16 protein-coding genes are annotated in these 20,922 nt (G+C 60.8%); 10 read left to right on the top strand and 6 right to left on the bottom strand.

Annotated features, from left to right (window positions below; translation table 11 throughout):
• Positions 1 to 37 precede the first annotated feature (37 nt).
• From hslU to J2W17_RS17075, 5 genes are all read right to left on the bottom strand, one after another.
• Positions 38 to 1,375, bottom strand: a complete 1,338-nt coding sequence (gene hslU, locus J2W17_RS17055; RefSeq protein ID WP_154853144.1) for an ATP-dependent protease ATPase subunit HslU — start codon at positions 1,373 to 1,375, stop codon at positions 38 to 40.
• A 55-nt stretch (positions 1,376 to 1,430) separates the two neighbouring features.
• Complete coding sequence (gene hslV, locus J2W17_RS17060; protein WP_007948954.1) at positions 1,431 to 1,961, bottom strand: ATP-dependent protease subunit HslV; 531 nt, start codon at positions 1,959 to 1,961, stop codon at positions 1,431 to 1,433.
• 232 nt (positions 1,962 to 2,193) lie between these two features.
• The gene (locus J2W17_RS17065; RefSeq protein ID WP_307336348.1) at positions 2,194 to 2,901 is read right to left on the bottom strand and encodes an SPOR domain-containing protein; all 708 of its coding nucleotides are present in this window, start codon (positions 2,899 to 2,901) and stop codon (positions 2,194 to 2,196) included.
• 1 nt (position 2,902) lies between these two features.
• Complete coding sequence (argS, locus tag J2W17_RS17070) at positions 2,903 to 4,639, bottom strand: arginine--tRNA ligase (RefSeq protein ID WP_307336351.1); 1,737 nt, start codon at positions 4,637 to 4,639, stop codon at positions 2,903 to 2,905.
• A 237-nt stretch (positions 4,640 to 4,876) separates the two neighbouring features.
• Complete coding sequence (locus J2W17_RS17075) at positions 4,877 to 7,096, bottom strand: primosomal protein N' (protein WP_307336354.1); 2,220 nt, start codon at positions 7,094 to 7,096, stop codon at positions 4,877 to 4,879.
• Between the two features lie 285 nt (positions 7,097 to 7,381).
• Here J2W17_RS17075 and rpmE point away from each other — a divergent pair, with 285 nt between their 5' ends.
• Together rpmE and J2W17_RS17085 are read left to right on the top strand one after the other, a co-directional pair.
• The gene (gene rpmE, locus J2W17_RS17080) at positions 7,382 to 7,612 is read left to right on the top strand and encodes a 50S ribosomal protein L31 (RefSeq protein WP_007899231.1); all 231 of its coding nucleotides are present in this window, start codon (positions 7,382 to 7,384) and stop codon (positions 7,610 to 7,612) included.
• Positions 7,613 to 8,008: 396 nt separating this feature from the next.
• Positions 8,009 to 9,277 (top strand): malic enzyme-like NAD(P)-binding protein, encoded by a 1,269-nt coding sequence (locus tag J2W17_RS17085; protein ID WP_064675503.1) that lies wholly within the window; start codon positions 8,009 to 8,011, stop codon positions 9,275 to 9,277.
• A 270-nt stretch (positions 9,278 to 9,547) separates the two neighbouring features.
• Here J2W17_RS17085 and J2W17_RS17090 read toward each other — a convergent pair whose 3' ends face one another.
• On the bottom strand, positions 9,548 to 11,998 hold the full coding sequence (locus J2W17_RS17090) for a penicillin-binding protein 1A (RefSeq protein WP_373459987.1): 2,451 nt from the start codon (positions 11,996 to 11,998) through the stop codon (positions 9,548 to 9,550).
• 214 nt (positions 11,999 to 12,212) lie between these two features.
• Here J2W17_RS17090 and J2W17_RS17095 point away from each other — a divergent pair, with 214 nt between their 5' ends.
• From J2W17_RS17095 to J2W17_RS17130, 8 genes are all read left to right on the top strand, one after another.
• Positions 12,213 to 13,277 carry a pilus assembly protein PilM gene (locus J2W17_RS17095; protein WP_307336362.1) on the top strand — a complete coding sequence of 355 codons (1,065 nt, stop codon included), beginning with the start codon at positions 12,213 to 12,215 and terminating at the stop codon, positions 13,275 to 13,277.
• Positions 13,277 to 13,840 (top strand): PilN domain-containing protein, encoded by a 564-nt coding sequence (locus tag J2W17_RS17100; protein WP_307336366.1) that lies wholly within the window; start codon positions 13,277 to 13,279, stop codon positions 13,838 to 13,840. Before J2W17_RS17095 ends, J2W17_RS17100 begins: the two co-directional genes overlap by 1 nt.
• Positions 13,837 to 14,460, top strand: a complete 624-nt coding sequence (pilO, locus tag J2W17_RS17105) for a type 4a pilus biogenesis protein PilO (RefSeq protein ID WP_307336368.1) — start codon at positions 13,837 to 13,839, stop codon at positions 14,458 to 14,460. Before J2W17_RS17100 ends, pilO begins: the two co-directional genes overlap by 4 nt.
• Positions 14,457 to 14,984 (top strand): pilus assembly protein PilP, encoded by a 528-nt coding sequence (locus J2W17_RS17110; RefSeq protein WP_307336371.1) that lies wholly within the window; start codon positions 14,457 to 14,459, stop codon positions 14,982 to 14,984. Before pilO ends, J2W17_RS17110 begins: the two co-directional genes overlap by 4 nt.
• Positions 14,985 to 14,997: 13 nt before the next feature.
• Positions 14,998 to 17,076: a type IV pilus secretin PilQ gene (gene pilQ, locus J2W17_RS17115; protein WP_307336374.1), complete on the top strand. Its 2,079-nt coding sequence runs from the start codon at positions 14,998 to 15,000 to the stop codon at positions 17,074 to 17,076.
• Positions 17,077 to 17,080: 4 nt separating this feature from the next.
• Positions 17,081 to 17,599: a shikimate kinase AroK gene (gene aroK, locus J2W17_RS17120; protein ID WP_010464421.1), complete on the top strand. Its 519-nt coding sequence runs from the start codon at positions 17,081 to 17,083 to the stop codon at positions 17,597 to 17,599.
• A gap of 150 nt (positions 17,600 to 17,749) precedes the next feature.
• Positions 17,750 to 18,850 (top strand): 3-dehydroquinate synthase, encoded by a 1,101-nt coding sequence (gene aroB / locus J2W17_RS17125; protein WP_064675510.1) that lies wholly within the window; start codon positions 17,750 to 17,752, stop codon positions 18,848 to 18,850.
• Between the two features lie 9 nt (positions 18,851 to 18,859).
• Positions 18,860 to 20,455, top strand: a complete 1,596-nt coding sequence (locus J2W17_RS17130; protein ID WP_307336380.1) for an AAA family ATPase — start codon at positions 18,860 to 18,862, stop codon at positions 20,453 to 20,455.
• The last annotated feature ends 467 nt before the right edge of the window (positions 20,456 to 20,922 follow it).

Below are 20,922 nucleotides of genomic sequence, written 5' to 3' on the forward strand. Positions count from 1 at the left end.
CTCGCTCCCACAGGTCCGCTACCGCTGTAAGAGTTTCTTACAGGATATAACGGGACAGGTCTTCGTTCTGCGCCAATTCACCCAAATGATTGTTGACGTAGTCCGCGTCGATCAGGATCGCCTTCTCATCGTGGGCGCTGGCCAGATCGCCGGCGCTGAACGACACCTCTTCGAGCAGGCGCTCGAGCAGGGTGTGCAGGCGACGGGCACCGATGTTCTCGGTCTTCTCGTTGACCTGCCAGGCGATCTCGGCAATACGCTTGATACCGTCCGGCTGGAACTCGATGACCAGTCCTTCGGTTTTCAGCAGTGCGCAATACTGCTCGGTGAGCGATGCGTGCGGCTCGCTGAGAATACGTTCGAAGTCTTCAGGCGTCAGTGCCTTGAGTTCGACGCGAATCGGCAGACGGCCTTGCAGCTCCGGTACCAGATCGCTCGGCTTGCTCAGGTGGAACGCGCCGGAGGCGATGAACAGGATGTGGTCGGTCTTGACCATGCCCAGTTTGGTGTTGACGGTGCAGCCCTCGATCAGCGGCAGCAAATCGCGCTGCACGCCTTCACGGGACACGTCGACGCCGCCGGAATTGCCGCGCTTGGCGACCTTGTCGATCTCGTCGATGAACACGATACCGTGCTGCTCGACCGCTTCCAGCGCCTTGGCCTTCAACTCTTCTTCGTTGACCAGGCGACCGGCTTCTTCGTCACGCACCAGTTTCAGCGCTTCCTTGACCTTGATCTTGCGGCTCTTGCGTTTGCCCTTGCCCATGTTGGCGAAGAGGCTCTGCAACTGGTTGGTCATTTCTTCCATGCCCGGCGGCGCGGAGATATCCACGCCAACCACTTCGGCGACTTCGATTTCGATTTCCTTGTCGTCCAGTTGACCTTCGCGCAGGCGCTTTCGGAACAGCTGGCGGGTATTGGAGTCGGTCGACGGCGCGGCGTCTTCATTGAAACCCATGCGTGCCGGCGGCAACAGGGCGTCGAGGATGCGCTCTTCGGCGGCATCTTCGGCGCGATGGCGAACCTTGGTCATTTCCTGTTCGCGCAGCAGTTTGATGGCCGCGTCGGCCAGGTCCCGAATGATCGATTCAACGTCACGACCGACATAACCGACTTCGGTGAACTTGGTCGCTTCGACTTTGATGAACGGCGCGTTGGCCAGTTTGGCCAGGCGACGGGCGATCTCGGTTTTACCTACGCCGGTCGGGCCGATCATCAGAATGTTCTTGGGCGTTACTTCAACGCGCAGCTCTTCAGGCAGCTGCATCCGGCGCCAGCGGTTACGCAACGCGATGGCGACGGCGCGCTTGGCATCGTCCTGGCCGATGATATGGCGATTGAGTTCATGGACGATTTCACGGGGAGTCATGGACATAGTATTTGGCGGACCTCAAGCAAGAATGAGCCGTGGCACAAGGGCCTGAACAGGCTTATTCGGCGCAGTCCTGCTCCTCAATGGTCTGGGTGTGGTTGGTGAATACACAGATGTCGCCGGCGATGCCGAGTGCGGTTTCGACGATTTCCCTGGCGGACAGATCGGTTTTCTTCAACAGCGCGCTGGCGGCGGCCTGGGCATAACCACCCCCGGAACCCATGGCGATCAGCCCTTCTTCGGGTTCGACCACGTCGCCGTTGCCGGTGATGATCAGGGACGCGTCTTTGTTGGCGACCGCGAGCATGGCTTCAAGGCGGCTGAGGGTACGATCGGTACGCCACTCTTTGGCGAGTTCGACGGCGGCGCGAACCAGGTGGCCCTGATGCTTCTCGAGCTGGCCTTCGAAACGCTCGAACAGGGTGAAGGCGTCAGCGGTGGCGCCGGCAAAACCGGCGATCACCTGGCCGTGATACAGGCGGCGAACTTTCTTCGCATTGCCTTTCATCACGGTATTACCGAGGGAAACCTGGCCGTCGCCGCCCATGACGACTTTGCCGTGGCGGCGAACTGAAACGATGGTGGTCAAGGGAGAGTCTCCACGCAGCGGGGCGAAAATGCCTTCTGCCAACTCATATGGGGGTGGTGATGGGTTTTTCAACTGCGGGGAGGGAGAGAGGACGAGCGGTGTGTGGCGGGGGAGGGTGTGTTGATAGGGCAGGCGCCTTCGCCGGCAAGCCGGCTCCTACAGGGGAATCGCGTAAATCCTGTAGGAGCTGGCTTGCCAGCGAAGAACGACAACGCGGTGGTGCTGACGTAAATCAGCGGCTCTGGCGTTGTTGTAACAATAAATTGCTGAAACCGCTGCCGGCCAGTTGTTTCTGGGCGGTGGTCAACTGCTCGCGGTTGCTGAACGGTCCGACCAATACCCGATACCAGGTTTCATCCTTCACGGTCCCGGATTCAACCGCCACCGCCTGTCCAAGCAGGATGATCTGCGCCCGAACCTTGTCCGCGTCTGCCTCCTTGCGGAACGAACCGGCCTGCAGGAAGAATCTGGTCACCGGTGCCGCTTTGGACACCGGAGGCGCTGGCGGCGGGGTAATCCCGGCCAATGCAGCCTGAGCGCGCGCGGTGTCGATCTTCGCGGCTTGCTCCGGCGTCACCGGCGTGGTCGCAATGGCCGGCACTTGCGGCGTCGGCAGGGTTTTCTCCGGCACGGCATCCGGCGGCACGATCACTTCCGATTCCGGCAGCAAGGTATAGAAGTCGTATTTCGGCTTCGCTGGCTGTGTCGGGCTCGGCGGGGTCTTGTTGGCCTCGGCGATCCTGGTGGCTTTCTGTTGCTCGACTTTCTCGCGCTTGACGCTCTCGCTGCCCTTGCCCGGTTCCAGCTTCATCAGGAACACGATGAACGCGCCGACCGTCAGGCCGATGGCCATCCACAGCCAACCCGGGATCGGTTGCTTCGCAGGAGCTTGGTAACGGCTGGCGCCACGCTTGGGTGCAGGTTTTTTCTTGGCGGCCAACTTACATACGCTCCAGAGTTTCCAGACCCAAGAGTTCCAGGCCTTGCTTGAGAGTGCGACCGGTCAGCGCGGCGAGGCGCAGGCGGCTTTGCATTTGCGCCGGGGTATCGGCACCGAGGATCGGGCAGTTCTCGTAGAAACTGGAGAACAGGCCGGCAACATCGTACAGGTAGGTGCACAGAATGTGCGGCGTACCTTTGTCAGACACGTTATTCAACACTTCACCGAACTGCGCCAGTTTCGCTGCCAGTTCGTGTTCGTGTGGCGCTTCAAGGACGATCTGGCCCTCGACTTCGCTGAAATCCTTGCCGAGTTTGCGGAACACGCCGGCCACGCGGGTGTAGGCGTACAGCAGGTACGGCGCGGTGTTGCCTTCGAAGTTCAGCATCAGGTCGAAGTTGAAGCTGTAGTCGCTGGTGCGATGCTTGGACAGATCGGCGTACTTCACGGCGCCGATACCCACCACCTTGGCGATGTTGCGCAACTCGGCTTCGGCCAGCTCCGGGTTTTTGTCCTTCACCAGGGTATAGGCACGTTCCTGGGCTTCGGTCAGCAGGTCGATCAGTTTCACGGTGCCGCCGTCACGGGTCTTGAACGGACGGCCATCGGCGCCGTTCATGGTGCCGAAGCCCATGTGTTCCATTTCCATCGGATGAGTCACGAAACCGGCCTTGCGAGCGACGGCGAACACCTGCTGGAAATGCAGGGCCTGACGCTGGTCGACGAAATACAGCGCGCGATCAGCGTTCAGCTTGCCGCTGCGGTAGCGTACCGCCGCCAGGTCGGTGGTGGCATACAGGTAGCCGCCGTCGGCCTTGACGATGATCACGGGCAGCGGGTCACCGTCGGCGTTCTTGAACTCGTCGAGGAACACGCACTGGGCGCCGTTGCTCTCGACCAGCAGGCCGGCGGCCTTGAGGTCGTTGACCACGTTGATCAGGTCGTCGTTGTAGGCGCTTTCGCCCATCACGTCGGCCATGGTCAGTTTTACGTTCAGCAGTTCGTAGATTTTCTGGCAGTGGGACAGCGAGATGTCTCTGAACCGGGTCCACAGCGCCAGGCAGTCCGGGTCGCCGGCTTGCAGCTTGACCACCAGGCCACGGGCGCGATCGGCAAACTCTTCGGATTCATCGAAGCGTTGCTTGGCCGCGCGGTAGAAATTTTCCAGGTCCGACAGCTCGTCGCTGGTGATCGGGTTTTCCTGCAGGTAGGCCATCAGCATGCCGAACTGGGTACCCCAGTCGCCGACGTGGTTCTGACGGATCACTTCGTCGCCGAGGAATTCGAGTACGCGGGCCACGCCGTCGCCAATGATGGTCGAGCGCAAGTGGCCGACGTGCATCTCTTTGGCCAGGTTCGGCGCCGACAGGTCGACCACGGTGCGCTGGACGGGACCCGCCTTGCGCACGCCGATCTTGTCATCGGCCAGGGCGGCATCCAGGCGAGTGGCCAGGGCTTGGGTGTTCTGGAAGAAATTGAGAAAGCCCGGGCCGGCGATTTCGGCTTTGGAGACGTTTTCGTCAGCCGGCAGCGCGGCGATGATTTTCTCTGCCAGGTCGCGCGGCTTCATGCCGGCCGGCTTGGCCAGCATCATCGCGATGTTGCTGGCGAAATCGCCGTGAGTCTTGTCGCGGGAGTTTTCCACCTGTATCGCCGGCGACAGGCCTTCAGGCAACACACCTTCGTTGACGAGTTGGGTGATGGCTTGTTGGATCAGCTGGCGAATGGTGTCTTTCATGGTCTTCTCTTTCGACCGCAAGCGCGGCGGCGCTTCGATGCGCTGGTGGAAAAACTGGGCATTATCCGTGGCGAAGGCGGGCTTGCCAACTATAGCGGGCAGGATGTGGATATATGGTGACTATTCGGCCGCTTTCGCCGGCAAGCCAGCTCCTACAACGATCTCGGTTGCTCACATATTATGTGCCCACCACAAATCCCTGTAGGAGCTGGCTTGCCAGCGAAGACGATCTTCCAGTCAATACAAATCCACCGGATCCACATCCAAAGACCACCGCACCGCCCGCCCACTCGGCATCTGCTCCAAAACCAACAGCCAGCTGCTTAACAGTCGGTGCAGCGGCGCCCGCGCCGTCGCCTGCAACAACAATTGCGCGCGATAACGTCCGGCGCGCCGTTCCATCGGCGCCGGCACCGGCCCCAGCAGCTCAATCCCGCTCAGGTTCTGCTCAGCCAGCAAACGCTCGGCTTCGCTGCACGCCTCGTCGAGAAAACCTTCGGCCTGCCCGGGTTTGTGCGCTTCGGCTCGCAGCAGCGCCAGATGTGCAAAGGGCGGCAGCCCCGCCGCGCGACGTTCGCTCAAGGCCTGCTCTGCAAACGCGAAATAGCCCTGTTCGGTCAATTGCACCAGCAGCGGATGATCTGCAAGGTGGGTTTGAATAATCACCTTGCCCGGCTCTTCAGCCCGGCCCGCCCGGCCTGCAACCTGGACGATCAACTGCGCCATGCGTTCGCTGGCGCGGAAGTCGCCGGAGAACAGCCCGCCATCGGCATCAAGTATCGACACCAGGGTCACCCGGGGGAAGTGGTGCCCTTTGGCAAGCATCTGCGTGCCCACCAGGATGCAGGGATGGCCTTTCTGGATGGTGGCGAACAGCTGGTTCATCGCGTCCTTGCGGGAAGTGCTGTCGCGGTCGACCCGCAGCACCGGGACGTCGGGGAACAAAATCCCCAGTCGTTCCTCGGCGCGCTCGGTGCCGGCACCTACAGGGCGCAGGTCGACCTTGCCGCACTTGGGGCAATGCCGGGGTACGCGTTCGACGTACCCGCAATGGTGGCAACGCAGCTCGCCGGAGCGCTGGTGCACTGTCATTCGTGCATCACAGCGTTGGCACTCGGACATCCAGCCGCAGTCGTGACACAGCAGCGTCGGCGCAAAACCGCGCCGGTTGAGAAAAACCAGCACCTGCTGGCCCGCCGCCAGCGTCTGGCCGATGGCCTGTTGCATCGGCCCGGAAATGCCGCTGTCCAGCGGGCGACTCTTTACGTCAAGACGCAGGAAACGCGGTTGCCTGGCGCCACCGGCGCGCTCATTCAGGCGCAGGAGTCCGTACCGGCCGGTGTAGGCGTTGTGCAGGCTCTCCAGGGACGGCGTGGCGGAGCCCAGGACAATCGGAATGTTTTCCTGCCGTGCACGTACCAAGGCCAGGTCGCGAGCGTGATAGCGCAGGCCCTCCTGCTGCTTATAGGAACCGTCGTGCTCTTCATCGATGATGATCAGGCCGGGGTTCTTCATCGGGGTGAACAGTGCCGAGCGGGTGCCGATGATGATATCGGCCTCGCCGTCCCGCGCGGCAAGCCAGGCTTCCAGGCGCTCACGATCATTGACTGCCGAGTGGATCAGCGCGATGCGTGCGTTGAAGCGCTGCTCGAAACGCGCCAGGGTCTGCGGGCCGAGGTTGATCTCGGGGATCAGCACCAGTGCTTGCTTGCCCGCTTCGAGTGTTTCGCGAATAAGCTGCAGATACACTTCGGTCTTGCCGCTGCCGGTGACCCCGGCCAGCAGAAACGCGTGATAACTGTCGAAACCGGCGCGAATCGCTTCATAAGCCGCGCGCTGCTCGGGATTGAGCGGCAACTCAGGTTGCGCCAGCCAGTGTTCGTGGCGCGCGCCAGGGGCGTGCCGGCGGATGTCCACCTGCACCAGGTCTTTGGCCAGCAACAGGTCGAGGCTGTCCTTGCTCAGCATCAGTTTGCTCAGCAACTGATGGGCGACGCCGTGGGGGTGCTGGGCCAGGGTCGCCAGGGCCTCACGCTGACGCGGAGCACGGGCGATGCGCGGGTCATCGAGGCTGGCGCCCGGCGCAGCAGACCAGAAGCGCTCCTGACGCGCTTCGGCCAGCTCGCCCTGGCGCAACAACACCGGTAGCGCCCAGCTCAAGGTATCGCCGAGGCTGTGTTGGTAATATTGCGAGGTCCACAGGCACAGCTTGAACAGCGCTGGCGGCAATGGCGGCGTGGCGTCGAGCAGGGCCAGCGCCGGCTTGAGTTTTTCCGCCGGGACTTCGCTGGTGTCGGTGACCTCCACCAGGATCCCGATCATCTCCCGTCGTCCGAACGGCACCCGCAGGCGCATTCCCGGATGCAACTGGGCGCGCAGGACGCCGGCCGGGGCCCGGTAATCGAACAGGCGGCGCAGTGGCGAGGGCAGGGCTAGGCGCAGTATGGCGTCGGGCACGCGGGGGGATCTCTTTGGGCGGGCAGTAAGAAAGGCTGAGCACAATCCCTGTGGGAGCGGGCTTGCTCGCGAAGGTATTCCAGCCGCTGAGTGGCGTTGGTTGTACCTTTTTCGCGAGCAAGCTCGCTCCTACAGAGCAATGTGCTTTGGGTCGGGAGCCTAGCAGACGGTCGGTGTAAGGGACAGCTTGCGTGATTTCAAACCTCTGGTAGAATCCGCGGCCTAATTACGTGCGGTATTCAACAATGGTGTTGAGTGGCGGCACGCTAGCCTGAGGAATTCACCATGAAAGCCGATATCCATCCAACATACGAAATCACCGCAGTTACCTGCAGCTGTGGCAACAAGTTCGAAACTCGTTCGAACCTGGCCAAGCCTCTGGCGATCGACGTATGCAACGAGTGCCACCCGTTCTACACCGGTAAGCAGAAGACTCTGGATACTGGCGGCCGTGTACAGCGCTTCGCAGACCGTTTCGGTGCTTTCGGCAAGAAAGCTCCTGCTGCTGCAGAGTAAGGTTACAAAGCCCCACGGGTTTTACCTTGCTGATAAAAAAGGCGTCCCTTGCGGGCGCCTTTTTTGTGTCTGCGTTTTGGCGGTGTGCTGCCCAGGCTTTTTGCCGGTCCGCGGTGGCTTGGCGTTGGTCGCACGGTGGTGGTCTGAAAAACGAGCCGGTACGTTGGTTAGTGCCCTTGACCCGGCGGGCGATGTTGCAAGCACCGACCTGAAGAAAAATTGTAGACATTTTTTGCGACGATTGTGAACAGTCTATCCCTTGTGTTCCGTGGCTCTTGGCCCAAAGTCTTAGGGAAGGCCGCTTGACAGGGGTGACCAGTCAGTCTTGTAGGGACTTTGCGACACGCGTATCCTCGGCGGTCCGTCTGTCCAACAGTAAAAAAGCGGAATGCCCACATGTCTGATCTGAAAACTGCCGCTCTCGAATATCACGCCCATCCTCGTCCAGGGAAGCTGAGTGTCGAGCTCACCAAGGCCACCGCTACCGCCCGCGACCTGTCGCTGGCCTACAGCCCCGGCGTAGCCGAACCAGTTCGCGAAATCGCTCGCGATCCTGAGCTGGCCTACAAGTACACCGGCAAAGGCAACCTGGTTGCAGTGATTTCCGATGGCACCGCGATTCTCGGCCTGGGTAACCTCGGCCCATTGGCTTCCAAGCCGGTCATGGAAGGCAAGGGTGTACTGTTCAAGCGCTTCGCCGGTATCGACGTGTTCGACATCGAAGTCGACTCCGAAAGCCCGCAAGCCTTCATCGACACGGTCAAGCGCATCTCCATCACCTTCGGTGGCATCAACCTGGAAGACATCAAGGCCCCTGAGTGCTTTGAGATCGAACGCGCCCTGATCGAGCAGTGCGACATTCCGGTGTTCCACGATGACCAGCACGGCACCGCGATCGTTACCGCGGCCGGCATGATCAACGCCCTGGAAATCGCTGGCAAAACCCTGGCTGACGCCAAGATCGTCTGCCTGGGCGCCGGTGCTGCCGCCATCTCCTGCATGAAGTTGCTGGTGAGCATGGGTGCCAACATCGAAAACATCTACATGGTTGACCGCACCGGCGTGATCCACTCCGGCCGTGACGACCTGAACCAGTACAAGGCTGTGTTCGCTCACGCGACCGAGAAGCGCTCCCTGGCAGACGCGCTGGAAGGCGCGGACGTGTTCGTTGGCCTGTCCGGCCCGAACCTGCTGAGCGCTGAAGGCCTGAAATCCATGGCGGCCAACCCGATCGTGTTCGCGTGCTCGAACCCGGATCCGGAAATCTCCCCGGAGCTGGCCCATGCCACCCGTGACGACGTGATCATGGCCACCGGCCGTTCGGACTACCCGAACCAGGTCAACAACGTACTGGGCTTCCCGTTCATCTTCCGTGGTGCCCTGGACGTTCGCGCCAAGCGCATCAACGAAGAAATGAAAGTGGCTGCCGCCAACGCCCTGCGTGAACTGGCCAAACTGCCAGTGCCTCAGGAAGTATGCGACGCCTACGGCGGTATCAAGCTGGAATTCGGTCGTGAGTACATCATCCCGAAACCAATGGATGCCCGCCTGATCACCCTGATCTCCGATGCCGTGGCCAAGGCTGCGATCGAGACCGGTGTGGCGACCCTGCCGTATCCGAAGAACTACCCGCTCAAAAGCGTGGATGATGTGTTCAACGGCTAAGCCGTAGTCGCATCAAGCAAAAAGCCCTGGCTCTAATGAGTCGGGGCTTTTTTTTGTCTGTGGGTTTTTGCGGTGTTTGTGCGGGCCTCTTCGCTGGCAAGCCAGCTCCTACAGGGGGCCGTTGCACGCCTCAGATCCCCTGAAGGAGCTGGTTTGCCAGAGAAGACGGTCTGACAGGCGACGGGCCTCTTCAGTCTGTACCCAAAATCCACGTGCAAAAAAAGCCCCGCGCTTCTCTCGAAGGCGGGGCTTTTTGGAGTAGCTACGCGATCAGAACAAATCGATCGGTGCGCCTTCATCCGCAGGCAGCGGGCTGCCCGGCGCATTGCCGTTGCCCAGCTCGTTACCCGACGGTGGCGTGTCCTCGGCCTTGAACAGTTCGAAGTAGGCGCCTGGGGTGCCTGGACTGGCTGCACGGCCACTGATCGGGTCGACCCGCAGGCTGAGGATGCCTTCCGGCTCCCGCTGCGTATGGGGCGGCTTGTCTTTGAGCGCGGCGCCCATGTAGCTCATCCAGATCGGCAGCGCCACAGTGCCGCCGAACTCCCGGCGACCCAGGCTTTCAGGCTGGTCGAAGCCGGTCCAGACGGTGGTCACGTAGTCAGCGTTGTAGCCGGAGAACCAGGCGTCCTTGGATTCGTTGGTGGTGCCGGTCTTGCCCGCAATGTCGCTGCGGCCCAAAGCCAGGGCGCGGCGGCCGGTGCCGCGTTTGATCACGTCCTCAAGCATGCTGTTGAGGATGAACGTGGTGCGGCCATCGACAATGCGTTCAGCCACGGCTGGGGGTGGTGGCGCTGGCTGGGCCGTCAAGGTGTCGCTTGGCGTTGCGCTGACGGTGAAAGCGTCGGCAGTCGGAGCCGGGGCCGGGGCCGCTATGCCGTCGCTGACTGCTTCGCCTTTCGGAACGCTTGGCGGGTTGGCGACGAACAGCGTGTCGCCGTTGCGGCTTTCGATCTTTTCGATGATGTACGGCGTGATCTTGTAGCCGCCGTTGGCGAAGGTGCTCCAGCCGGTGGCGATTTCCATGGGTGTCAAAGTGGCGGTGCCCAGGGCCAGGGACAGGTTGCGCGGCAGGTCCTGTTTGTTGAAGCCGAACTTGCTGATGTAGTCGATGGTGCGATCGACACCCAGCGCTTGCAGCAGGCGGATCGATACCAGGTTGCGCGATTTGTAGAGCGCCTCACGCATGCGGATCGGGCCGAGGAAGGTGTTGGTGTCGTTCTTGGGGCGCCAAACCTTATCCAGGTATTCGTCGACAAACACGATAGGGGCGTCGTTCACCAGGCTGGCGGCGGTGTAGCCGTTATCCAGCGCGGCGCTGTAGACGAACGGCTTGAAGCTCGAGCCCGGTTGACGCTTGGCCTGCAAAGCGCGGTTGTAGTTGCTCTGCTCGAATGCAAAGCCGCCGACCAGGGAGCGAATGGCTCCGTTTTGCGGGTCGAGGGACACCAGTGCGCCCTGGGCTTGTGGGATCTGGCTGAACTTGAGCGAGTTGTCTGTCTGACGCTGGACGCGAATCAGATCGCCGACCTGGGCCACATCCGACGGCTGCTTCGGATTAGGACCCATGCTGTTGGTGTTCAGGAACGGACGCGCCCATTTCATGGTGTCCCAGCTGACGTGTTCTTCCCCGGTGCGGGTCAGCACCTGCAGCCCGGTCTTGTCGACCTGAATGACAATGGCCGGCTCAAGGCTGCTGATGGTGCGCTGTTTGGTCAGTTCGGTAGCCCAGGCCTCGCGGGTCTTGCCCGGCAGGCGTGACTCGGGGCCACGATAGCCATGGCGCTGGTCGTAGCTCATCAGACCTTCGTGGACCGCGGTGTTGGCCATTTCCTGCAGGTTGCTCGGCACCGTGGTGGTGACGCGGAAGCCTTCGGTATAGGCATCGCTGCCATAGCGTCCGACCATTTCGGCGCGGGCCATTTCGGCGATGTACGGCGCATTCACCTCCGGAGTCGGCACGTGATAGCTGGCGTTGAGCGGCTCGTTTATCGCGGCGGTATACTCGGCTTCGGTGATTTTGCCCAGCTTGTACATGCGCCCCAGGATCCAGTCGCGACGCTCCTTGCTGCGGGTCGGGTTGGCCAGCGGGTTGAAGCGCGACGGCGCTTTGGGCAGGCCGGCGATCATCGCCATCTGTGCCAGGCTGACGTCTCGAATCGATTTGCCATAATAGACTTGCGCTGCGGCCTCGATGCCGTAGGCGCGGTTGCCCAGATAGATCTTGTTCACGTACAACTCAAGGATTTCGTCCTTGGTCAGTTGCCGTTCGATCTGCAGGGCCAGGAGGATTTCGGTGGTCTTTCGCGAGAAGCTGCGTTCACTGGTAAGGAAAAAATTCTTCGCAACCTGCATAGTGATGGTGCTGCCGCCGGACTGGATGTGTCCGCTCTTGATCAATTGAGTGGCGGCGCGCATCAGGCTGCCGGGATCGACGCCGTAGTGGTTGGCGAAATTGTCGTCTTCGGCGCTGAGCAGGGCATTGATGAAATTGGGGGGGATGTCGGCGAAACGGATCGGCGTGCGGCGCATTTCGCCAAATTCCGCGATCAATTTGTCGTCGCTGCTATACACGCGCAATGGAATCTGCAACTGAATGCTTCTCAGTGCCTCCACGGATGGCAATCCGGGGCTAAGGTATAGAAACGCGCCGCTCAGACCAAGGAGCAGTCCGCAGAAGACGGCGACGATGGACCACCCGAAAAATTTCAGCAGACGAATCAAGGCTTTTGGATATCCAGGGCAAAGAATGAATTAGGCTCAGGGTTCAGGTAAACAGGAAAACCCGCGCTTGAGTAAATGCGGAAAAAAATCGCTGGGCATTATAAGCATTTTTCCGTCGAGGGCGTCATTTGCGCTGCTGTCAAGACGGGTGGTTTGAACGCAATGGGTATTACGGAGTCCGTAACTCACGGAAAGTCATAGGGAATTGGTAGTGCTAGGACTCTTCAATAAAAAGGCCAATACGCTCCTGGGGATCGACATCAGTTCCACGTCGGTAAAGCTTCTGGAGCTCAGCCGTCAGGGTGATCGCTATCGGGTCGAGGCCTATGCGGTCGAGCCGCTGCCCCCCAATGCGGTGGTCGAGAAAAATATCGCCGAGCTCGAAGGCGTGGGTCAGGCCCTCGCACGCGTGCTGCTAAAGGCCAAAACCAGCCTGAGAAACGTCGCCGTGGCCATCGCCGGTTCGGCGGTGATCACCAAGACCATCGAGATGGATGCCGGTCTTTCCGACGACGAGATGGAAAACCAGCTGAAGATCGAGGCCGATCAATACATCCCTTATCCATTGGACGAAGTCGCCATCGACTTTGAAGTCCAGGGTGTGTCGGCGCGCAGCCCCGAGCGGGTCAACGTGCTGCTGGCGGCGTGTCGCAAGGAGAACGTCGAAGTCCGTGAGGCGGCCTTGGCCCTGGCAGGCCTCACCGCTCGGGTAGTCGATGTCGAGGCCTACGCGCTGGAGCGATCATACGGCTTGCTGACGCGTCATCTGGCGGCCTCTCAGGAGGGGTTGACGGTGGCGGTGGTCGACATCGGCGCCACCATGACCACCCTGAGCGTGCTGCACAACGGGCGCATCATCTATACCCGGGAGCAATTGTTCGGCGGTCGTCAGCTGACGGAAGAAATCCAGCGCCGTTACGGGCTCACTATCGAACAGGCGGGGCTGGCGAAGAAACAGGGCGGGCTGCCGGACGATTACGTCAATGAAGTCCTGCAACCATTTCGCGAGGCGCTGGTGCAGCAAGTGTCCCGTTCATTGCAGTTTTTTTTCGCCTCCGGCCAGTACAACTCGGTTGATCACATCCTGCTGGCCGGCGGTACCGCTTCGGTCTCGGGGCTGGACCGCTTGATCGAGCAGCGACTGGGCACTCCCACGCGAGTGGCCAACCCTTTCTCCGAAATGAGCCTGAGCAGCAAGGTCAACGCCGGTGCCCTGGCCAGTGATGCGCCGGCCTTGATGATTGCCTGCGGGCTGGCCCTCAGGAGTTTCGACTGATGGCGCGGATCAATCTTTTACCCTGGCGCGAGGAGCTGCGTGAAACGCGGCGCAAGCGCTTTTTGCTGGCGTTGGTCGGTGTGCTGGCGGGTTCGGTGGGTGCGGTGCTGATTGCCGACCAGGTCATCAAAGGCGCCATCGATCGACAAGTGGCCCGTAACGACTACATCGGCAAGCAGATTGCCGTGGTCGATGAGCGGATCAAGCAAATCAGCGACCTCAAGGCCCGTCGCCAGCAACTGGTCGAGCGCATGCGCATCATCCAGGATCTGCAGGGCAATCGACCCATCAGCGGGCGAATCTTCGATCAGCTGGCGCGTACCTTGCCGGAGGGCGTGTATTTCACCGAAGTGAAAATGGCCGACAAGACCTTGTCCATTTCGGGTGCGGCAGAATCCAATAATCGGGTGTCGGACCTGATGCGCAATCTGGATGCGTCCGACTGGTTCGATGCGCCCAACCTCACGGAAGTCAAAGCGACCACCGCCGGTCAGCTGGATCAGGCCAATGTCTTCCAGTTGACTGTTCGTCAGACCCAGCCGGCTCTGGAGGGCGCCAAATGAGGCTTTCCGAATGGTTCGAAGGCTTGCGCAAGATCGATATCAACGATCTGGATACCAACAACATGGGCTCCTGGCCGCCGGCGATCAAGGCATCGGCGGGTATCCTGCTGATGGTATTGGTGCTGGCGCTGGGGTACAGCTTGTACGTCAGCGATCTGGAGGGTCACCTCGATCTCAAGCGCGAGGAAGAATCGGCACTCAAGGAGCAATTCGCCACCAAGGCCCACATGGCAGCGAACCTGGAGCTGTATACCCAGCAGATGAAGGAAATGGAGAACTCCTTTGGCGTGCTGCTGCGGCAATTGCCCAGTGATACCGAAGTGCCCGGCCTGCTGGAGGACATCACCCGCACCGGCCTGGGCAGTGGCCTGGAGTTCGAAGAGATCAAGTTGTTGCCGGAGGCCTCCCAGCAGTTCTATATCGAGCTGCCGATCCAGATCACCGTCACCGGTGCCTACCATGACCTGGCAACCTTCGTCAGTGGCGTGGCGGGGCTGCCGCGCATTGTAACCTTGCATGATTTCGATATTGCTCCGGCCAATCCCGACGGCGGCCCGAGGTTGCGCATGAGCATCCTTGCCAAGACTTACCGCTACAACGACAAGGGGCTGCAAAAATGAGCCCGATTCGTTGTGTCTCGATGATGGTATTCATCGCCGGCCTGGCCGGTTGTGGCGGCGACAATGACGTCAGCGACCTCGATGCCTACATGAATGAAGTGCGCCTGCGACCGCGGGGCAAGATTGAACCAACCCCGGTATTCCGGTCTTACCCCACGTTCACCTACAGCGCCGCCAACCTGCGAAGCCCGTTTTCCAAACAGGTCAGAGTCGATCTGGCGGGTCAGAAACACGGCTCGCGCAACGTCAAGCCCGACCCCGGTCGGGTCAAGCAATACCTCGAAGGTTTCAACATCGAGCAGTTTGAAATGGTCGGCACCCTCTCCAATGCGACCGGTTCCTTTGCGCTGTTGCGCGGAGCGGGCGGTGTGCATCGGCTGAAAGTCGGCGATTACCTGGGACGTAACGATGGGCGGATCGTCGCCATCAGCGGCTCGCAGGTCGATGTGGTCGAAATCGTTCCGGACGGCCAGGGCGCCTGGCTGGAGCGGCCGCGGACCATTCCTTTGAAAGAGCACTCATAGTGGAACTCGAACAATGAACAGGATTTTCTCCACCCTCGGTATTTCGCTATGGATAGCGCTGCTGTCGCCGATGGTGCTAGCGGCCAACCTCAAGACGCTGGAGGTCTCGGCGTTACCGGGCGATCGCGTCGAGTTGAAGTTGTCTTTCGATGGACAGCCCCCGACGCCTCGTGGTTACACGACGGAGTCGCCGGCACGGATTGCACTGGATCTGCCCGGGGTGGTCAGTCAACTGAAGAGCAAGAATCGTGAGCTGGGGGGCGGCAATGCCCGCAGCGCCACGGTAGTGGAAGCCAAGGACCGCACGCGGCTGATCATCAACCTGACTCAGTTGGCCCCGTATAACGCGCGGGTCGAGGGCAACACGCTGTTCGTGGTCGTCGGCCAAGGCGCCGCGAAGGCCGCGCCCCGACCCGCCAGTGCACCTCGTGCTGCCACCGCAACGCCAGCCCCGGCCAGGACGTATGCGCCGGTGGGCAAGGCCATCCGGGGCGTGGATTTCCAGCGCGGCACCCAGGGCGAAGGCAATGTGGTCATCGATCTGTCGGACCCTTCCATCGCCCCGGACATCCAGGAGCGAGACGGCAAGATCATTCTCGGCTTCGCCAGGACCCAGCTGCCCGAACCATTGCGGGTGCGCCTGGACGTGAAGGACTTCGCCACTCCCGTGCAGTTCGTCAATGCCAGCGCGACAGGCGACCGGGCCACCATCAGCATCGAGCCCACCGGAGCCTTTGACTATTCGACCTATCAGACCGACAACAAGCTCACGGTCAGCATCCGGCCGATGACCGTCGACGACCTGCAAAAACGCAACGCCGAGCGTTTCGCCTACACCGGCGAAAAGCTCTCGCTGAATTTCCAGGACATCGATGTGCGCTCGGTGCTGCAGCTGATCGCCGATTTCACCAACCTCAACCTGGTGGCCAGCGACACGGTGCAGGGCGGCATCACCCTGCGGTTACAGAACGTGCCATGGGACCAGGCGCTGGACCTGGTGCTGAAAACCAAAGGCCTGGACAAACGCAAGATCGGCAATGTGTTGCTGGTAGCGCCCGCCGATGAGATTGCCGCGCGCGAACGCCAGGAGCTCGAATCGCAGAAGCAGATTGCCGAATTGGCGCCTTTGCGTCGCGAATTGCTGCAAGTGAACTACGCCAAGGCGAAGGACATCGCCGAGTTGTTCAAGTCAGTGACCAACAAGCAGGCGGAAACGGACGAGCGCGGCTCGATCACCGTCGATGAGCGGACCAACAACATCATTGCCTACCAGACCCAGGACCGCCTTGACGAACTTCGCCGTATCGTTGCGCAGCTGGATATTCCGGTGCGGCAGGTGATGATCGAGGCGCGAATCGTCGAGGCCAATGTCGACTATGACAAGAGTCTCGGGGTGCGCTGGGGCGGTTCGGTGCAGAACAAGGGCAACTGGAACGCTTCGGGGGTCAGCTCCGGCTCGTCGACCACCATCGGTACGCCAGGCAGCACCAGCACCAACTCGCCGTTCGTCGATATGGGGACCACCGGCAATACTTCGGGGCTGGGCATCGCGTTCATCACCGACAACGTGTTGCTCGACCTCGAGCTGACAGCGATGGAGAAGACCGGCAACGGCGAAATCGTCTCGCAACCCAAGGTGGTCACGTCCGACAAGGAGACCGCGAAAATCCTCAAGGGCACTGAAATTCCCTACCAGGAGGCCAGTTCCAGCGGTGCCACGTCGGTGTCGTTCAAGGAGGCCTCGCTATCGCTGGAAGTGACGCCGCAAATCACCCCTGACAACCGGATCATCATGGAGGTCAAGGTCACCAAGGATGAGCCGGACTACTTGAACAAAGTCCAGGATGTGCCGCCGATAAAGAAAAACGAGGTCAATGCCAAGGTGCTGGTCAATGACGGCGAGACCATCGTAATCGGTGGGGTTTTCTCAAATACTCAGAGCAAGGTTGTAGATAAGGTGCCATTTCTCGGCGATGTGCCGTATCTTGGCCGCCTTTTCCGGCGTGACGTGGTTTCGGAGAAAAAATCCGAGCTGCTGGTATTTCTCACTCCGCGTATCATGAACAATCAGGCGATTGCTGTGAGTCATTGATTCTGTGCGAAATTTGATTCTTGTTGGACCGATGGGGGCTGGAAAAAGCACCATCGGCCGTTTGCTGGCCAAAGAGCTGCGCCTGCCGTTCAAGGATTCCGATAAGGAAATTGAATTGCGCACGGGCGCCAATATCCCGTGGATTTTCGATAAGGAAGGCGAGCCGGGCTTTCGTGACCGCGAGCAGGCGATGATCGCCGAGCTGTGCGGCTGCGATGGCGTGGTGCTGGCAACCGGTGGCGGCGCGGTCATGCGTGAAGCCAATCGTCGGGCGCTGCATGCCGGTGGTCGGGTGGTGTATCTGCACGCGTCCGTCGAGCAACAGGTCGGTCGCACCTCGCGTGACCGCAATCGTCCGTTGCTGCGTACTGCCGATCCGGCCAAGACCCTTCGAGACCTGCTGGCGATTCGCGATCCGCTTTATAGGGAAATCGCCGATCTGGTGGTGGAAACCGATGAGCGCCCGCCGCGAATGGTGGTGCTTGATATTCTCGAGCGCTTGCAACAGCTGCCTCCCCGTTAAAGCGCAGCGCGAAATGCGCTATCCTCGGGCGCTGTCACGGCCGCTCAAGGTTGTGGCGCATGGCTACCGAACGGCGTCACACCAGCAGACGCCGTAGACATTGGTTAACCCAAGGCAGGACGCCTGATTCCATCTTTACTGTGGGGACACATGCAGACACTCAAGGTCGATCTAGGCGAGCGCAGCTACCCGATTCATATTGGCGAAGGTTTGTTGGATCAGCCTGAGCTGCTGGCCCCGCATATCCGCGGACGGCAAGTGGCGATCATCTCCAACGAAACCGTTGCGCCGCTCTATCTCGAGCGTCTGACCCGCAGCCTCGCACCATTCTCGGTCATTTCCGTGGTGCTGCCCGACGGCGAAGCCTTCAAGACCTGGGAAACCCTGCAGCTCATCTTCGACGGGCTGCTGACCGCGCGTCACGACCGTCGCACCACGGTGATTGCCCTCGGTGGCGGCGTAATCGGTGACATGGCCGGTTTTGCCGCCGCCTGCTACCAGCGCGGTGTCGACTTCATCCAGGTCCCGACCACGTTGCTGTCGCAAGTCGACTCGTCGGTGGGCGGCAAGACCGGGATCAATCATCCACTGGGCAAGAACATGGTCGGCGCCTTCTATCAGCCGAACGTGGTGCTGATCGATACCGCCACCCTCAATACCCTGCCGGCCCGCGAACTGTCTGCCGGGCTTGCTGAAGTCATCAAGTACGGACTGATCTGCGATGAGCCGTTCCTGACCTGGCTCGAAGAAAACGTCGATCGCCTGCGTGCCCTGGACCAGGTTGCCCTGACCTACGCCATCGAGCGTTCCTGTGCCGCCAAGGCAGCTGTCGTGGGTGCCGACGAGAAGGAGACGGGCGTTCGCGCCACGTTGAACCTGGGTCACACCTTCGGTCACGCTATCGAAACCCATATGGGCTATGGTGTCTGGCTGCATGGTGAAGCGGTGGCAGCTGGCACCGTAATGGCTTTGCAGATGTCCGCACTCCTGGGCTGGATCAGCGAGCAGGAGCGCGATCGGGGCATTCGACTGTTCCAGCGCGCCGGGCTGCCGGTCATCCCGCCTGAAGAAATGACTGAAGCCGATTTTCTCGAACACATGGCAATTGACAAGAAAGTGATCGACGGTCGTTTGCGCCTGGTGCTGCTGCGCCACATGGGCGAAGCGGTGGTGACCGACGATTATCCGAAAGAGGTTTTACAGGCCACGCTGGGAGCGGATTACCGCGCCCTGGCTCAGCTTAAAGGTTAATAGATCCCGATGACTAGTTTGCATGCCGACGAGGCTTTCCTCGGCCATTACCAGTTGAGCCATGACCCTTTTGCTCCGCGGGTGCCTGGTTTCAAGTTTTTCCCTGCCCAGCGCAAGCCGGTGCTGGGACAGTTGCATCACCTGGCGCGCTATAGCCAGTTGCTGTTGGTCGTCACCGGTCCGCAAGGCAGTGGCAAGACCCTGTTGCGCCAGGCCCTGGTGGCCAGTACCAACAAGCAGACTGTGCAGAGTGTGGTGGTTTCCGCCCGTGGTGCCGGTGATGCAACCGGCGTGCTGCAGCAGGTGGCCCAGGCGCTGAACGTTGCACAGCCGGAGATCGGAGCGATTCTGGCTCAAGTGGTGCAACTGGCGCTCACGGGGCAGGAAGTCTACCTGCTGGTGGATGATGCCGAGCAACTCGACGAGTCCGCGCTGGACGCCTTGATGGCCTTGGCGGCGGGCGCACCGGAAGGTCGTCCGCATGTGTTCCTGTTCGGCGAGTCTTCGCTGATCGCACAGCTGGATGCATTGACGCTTGAGGAAGAGCGTTTTCACGTTATCGAGTTGCAGCCCTACACGGAAGAAGAAACCCGGGAATATATGGACCAGCGGCTCGAGGGCGCCGGTCGCGGAATCGAACTTTTCACCGCAAAACAGATCTCTGATATTCACGAAAGCTCCGACGGTTGGCCTGGCACCATCAACCAGGTTGCCCGCGATGCGATGATCGAAGCCATGATTGCCAGCCGCTCAGCGGTCAAGCGTCCAAGTATGGGGTTCAATATGCCGAAGAAACACGTATTGGCGATTTCCGCCGTCGTCGTGGTCGCGGTAGCCGCCGCCTGGTTGATGCCGGGTCGCAGCAAAGCACCGACCACTGGCGCGCCCGCCAACGAACAGGCGCAACAACAGCCCGGTCAGGGTGCGCCGCAATCTGACAGCAACGGTGCTCCGGCCATGGAGTTCAACGGTAATTCGCAACCGATGCCGTTACCGCTGGTCGGTAACTCGCAACCGGTCATGCGCGGTCCCCTGGCCGAAGCGGCCGGCGGTATCACCGAAGGCGACGACGGCGTTCCGATTGAGGGTTCCAGCGCCACGCCGCCGACCGTGACGACAACTGCGCCACCTGCCGGCATCCAGCCAGGGCCGGCACCGACTCCGGCGACCAAGCCAGCGCCTGCTCCGACTCAGGTCGCAACGGCCAAGCCTGCCCCGGCACCTGCGGCGAAACCGGCTCCGGCTCCGGCGCCCGCCAAGCCAGCCGTTGCGCCTGCCAAGCCTGCCGACAAGCCAGTCACCGTGGCTAAAGCCGCCGGTGGCACCTGGTACGCCGGTCAAGCACCGACCAACTACGTGGTGCAGATCCTCGGCACCAGCTCCGAAGCGTCCGCGCAAAACTTCGTGAAAGAGCAGGGCGGCGAGTACCGTTATTTCAAGAAAGTGCTCAACGGCAAACCGCTTTACGTCATCACCTATGGTAGCTTCACCAACCGCGATGCAGCCCTTAGCGCCATCAAGGCCTTGCCAGCGAAGGTTCAGGCTGGTAAACCTTGGCCTCGCACTGTCGCCAGCGTCCAACAGGAACTGGCAGCAACTCGCTGAAGATTCGGCGGCCTTACCCAGGCCGCCTCTCCAGGCACCTCAAAATTTTCCGCAAGTGTGCGCTGCCTAAAGGGGGCTGCTGGCGCTTGCTGACGACCGCGTTGCGCGCCAACTAGCGCGAGGCTGCGTTGCGGGATTTGCCAAGGGAAGAGCCATTGGCAGCATTCCGCGCCTTGCCTCGCACATGTTGGCATCGCAACGCGGTTCGTCAGCAAGCACCAGCGGACCCTGGGCCGCGTGCCTTGTGGTGTCTGCGTCACAGTAGTCTTTGAGTCGTAGCGGTCAAAATTAAAAAAGTTTTGACTAGCACAGCGGATCGCTTTAAACCTTTCACAAATGCGACATAGATTTGCGACAGTTCGTCGCCAAATTTGTGAGGCCAAGTGTCGGTGTGTACAATGACCTCCCTTTTGCCCCTGCAAAGCTGACGTACGTTCGGCGCGGATGGCAAGCGGTTGAATTGAAAA

The organism is Pseudomonas lini (assembly GCF_030812475.1).
In the GTDB taxonomy this organism is placed as follows: Bacteria; Pseudomonadota; Gammaproteobacteria; order Pseudomonadales; family Pseudomonadaceae; genus Aquipseudomonas; species Aquipseudomonas lini_A.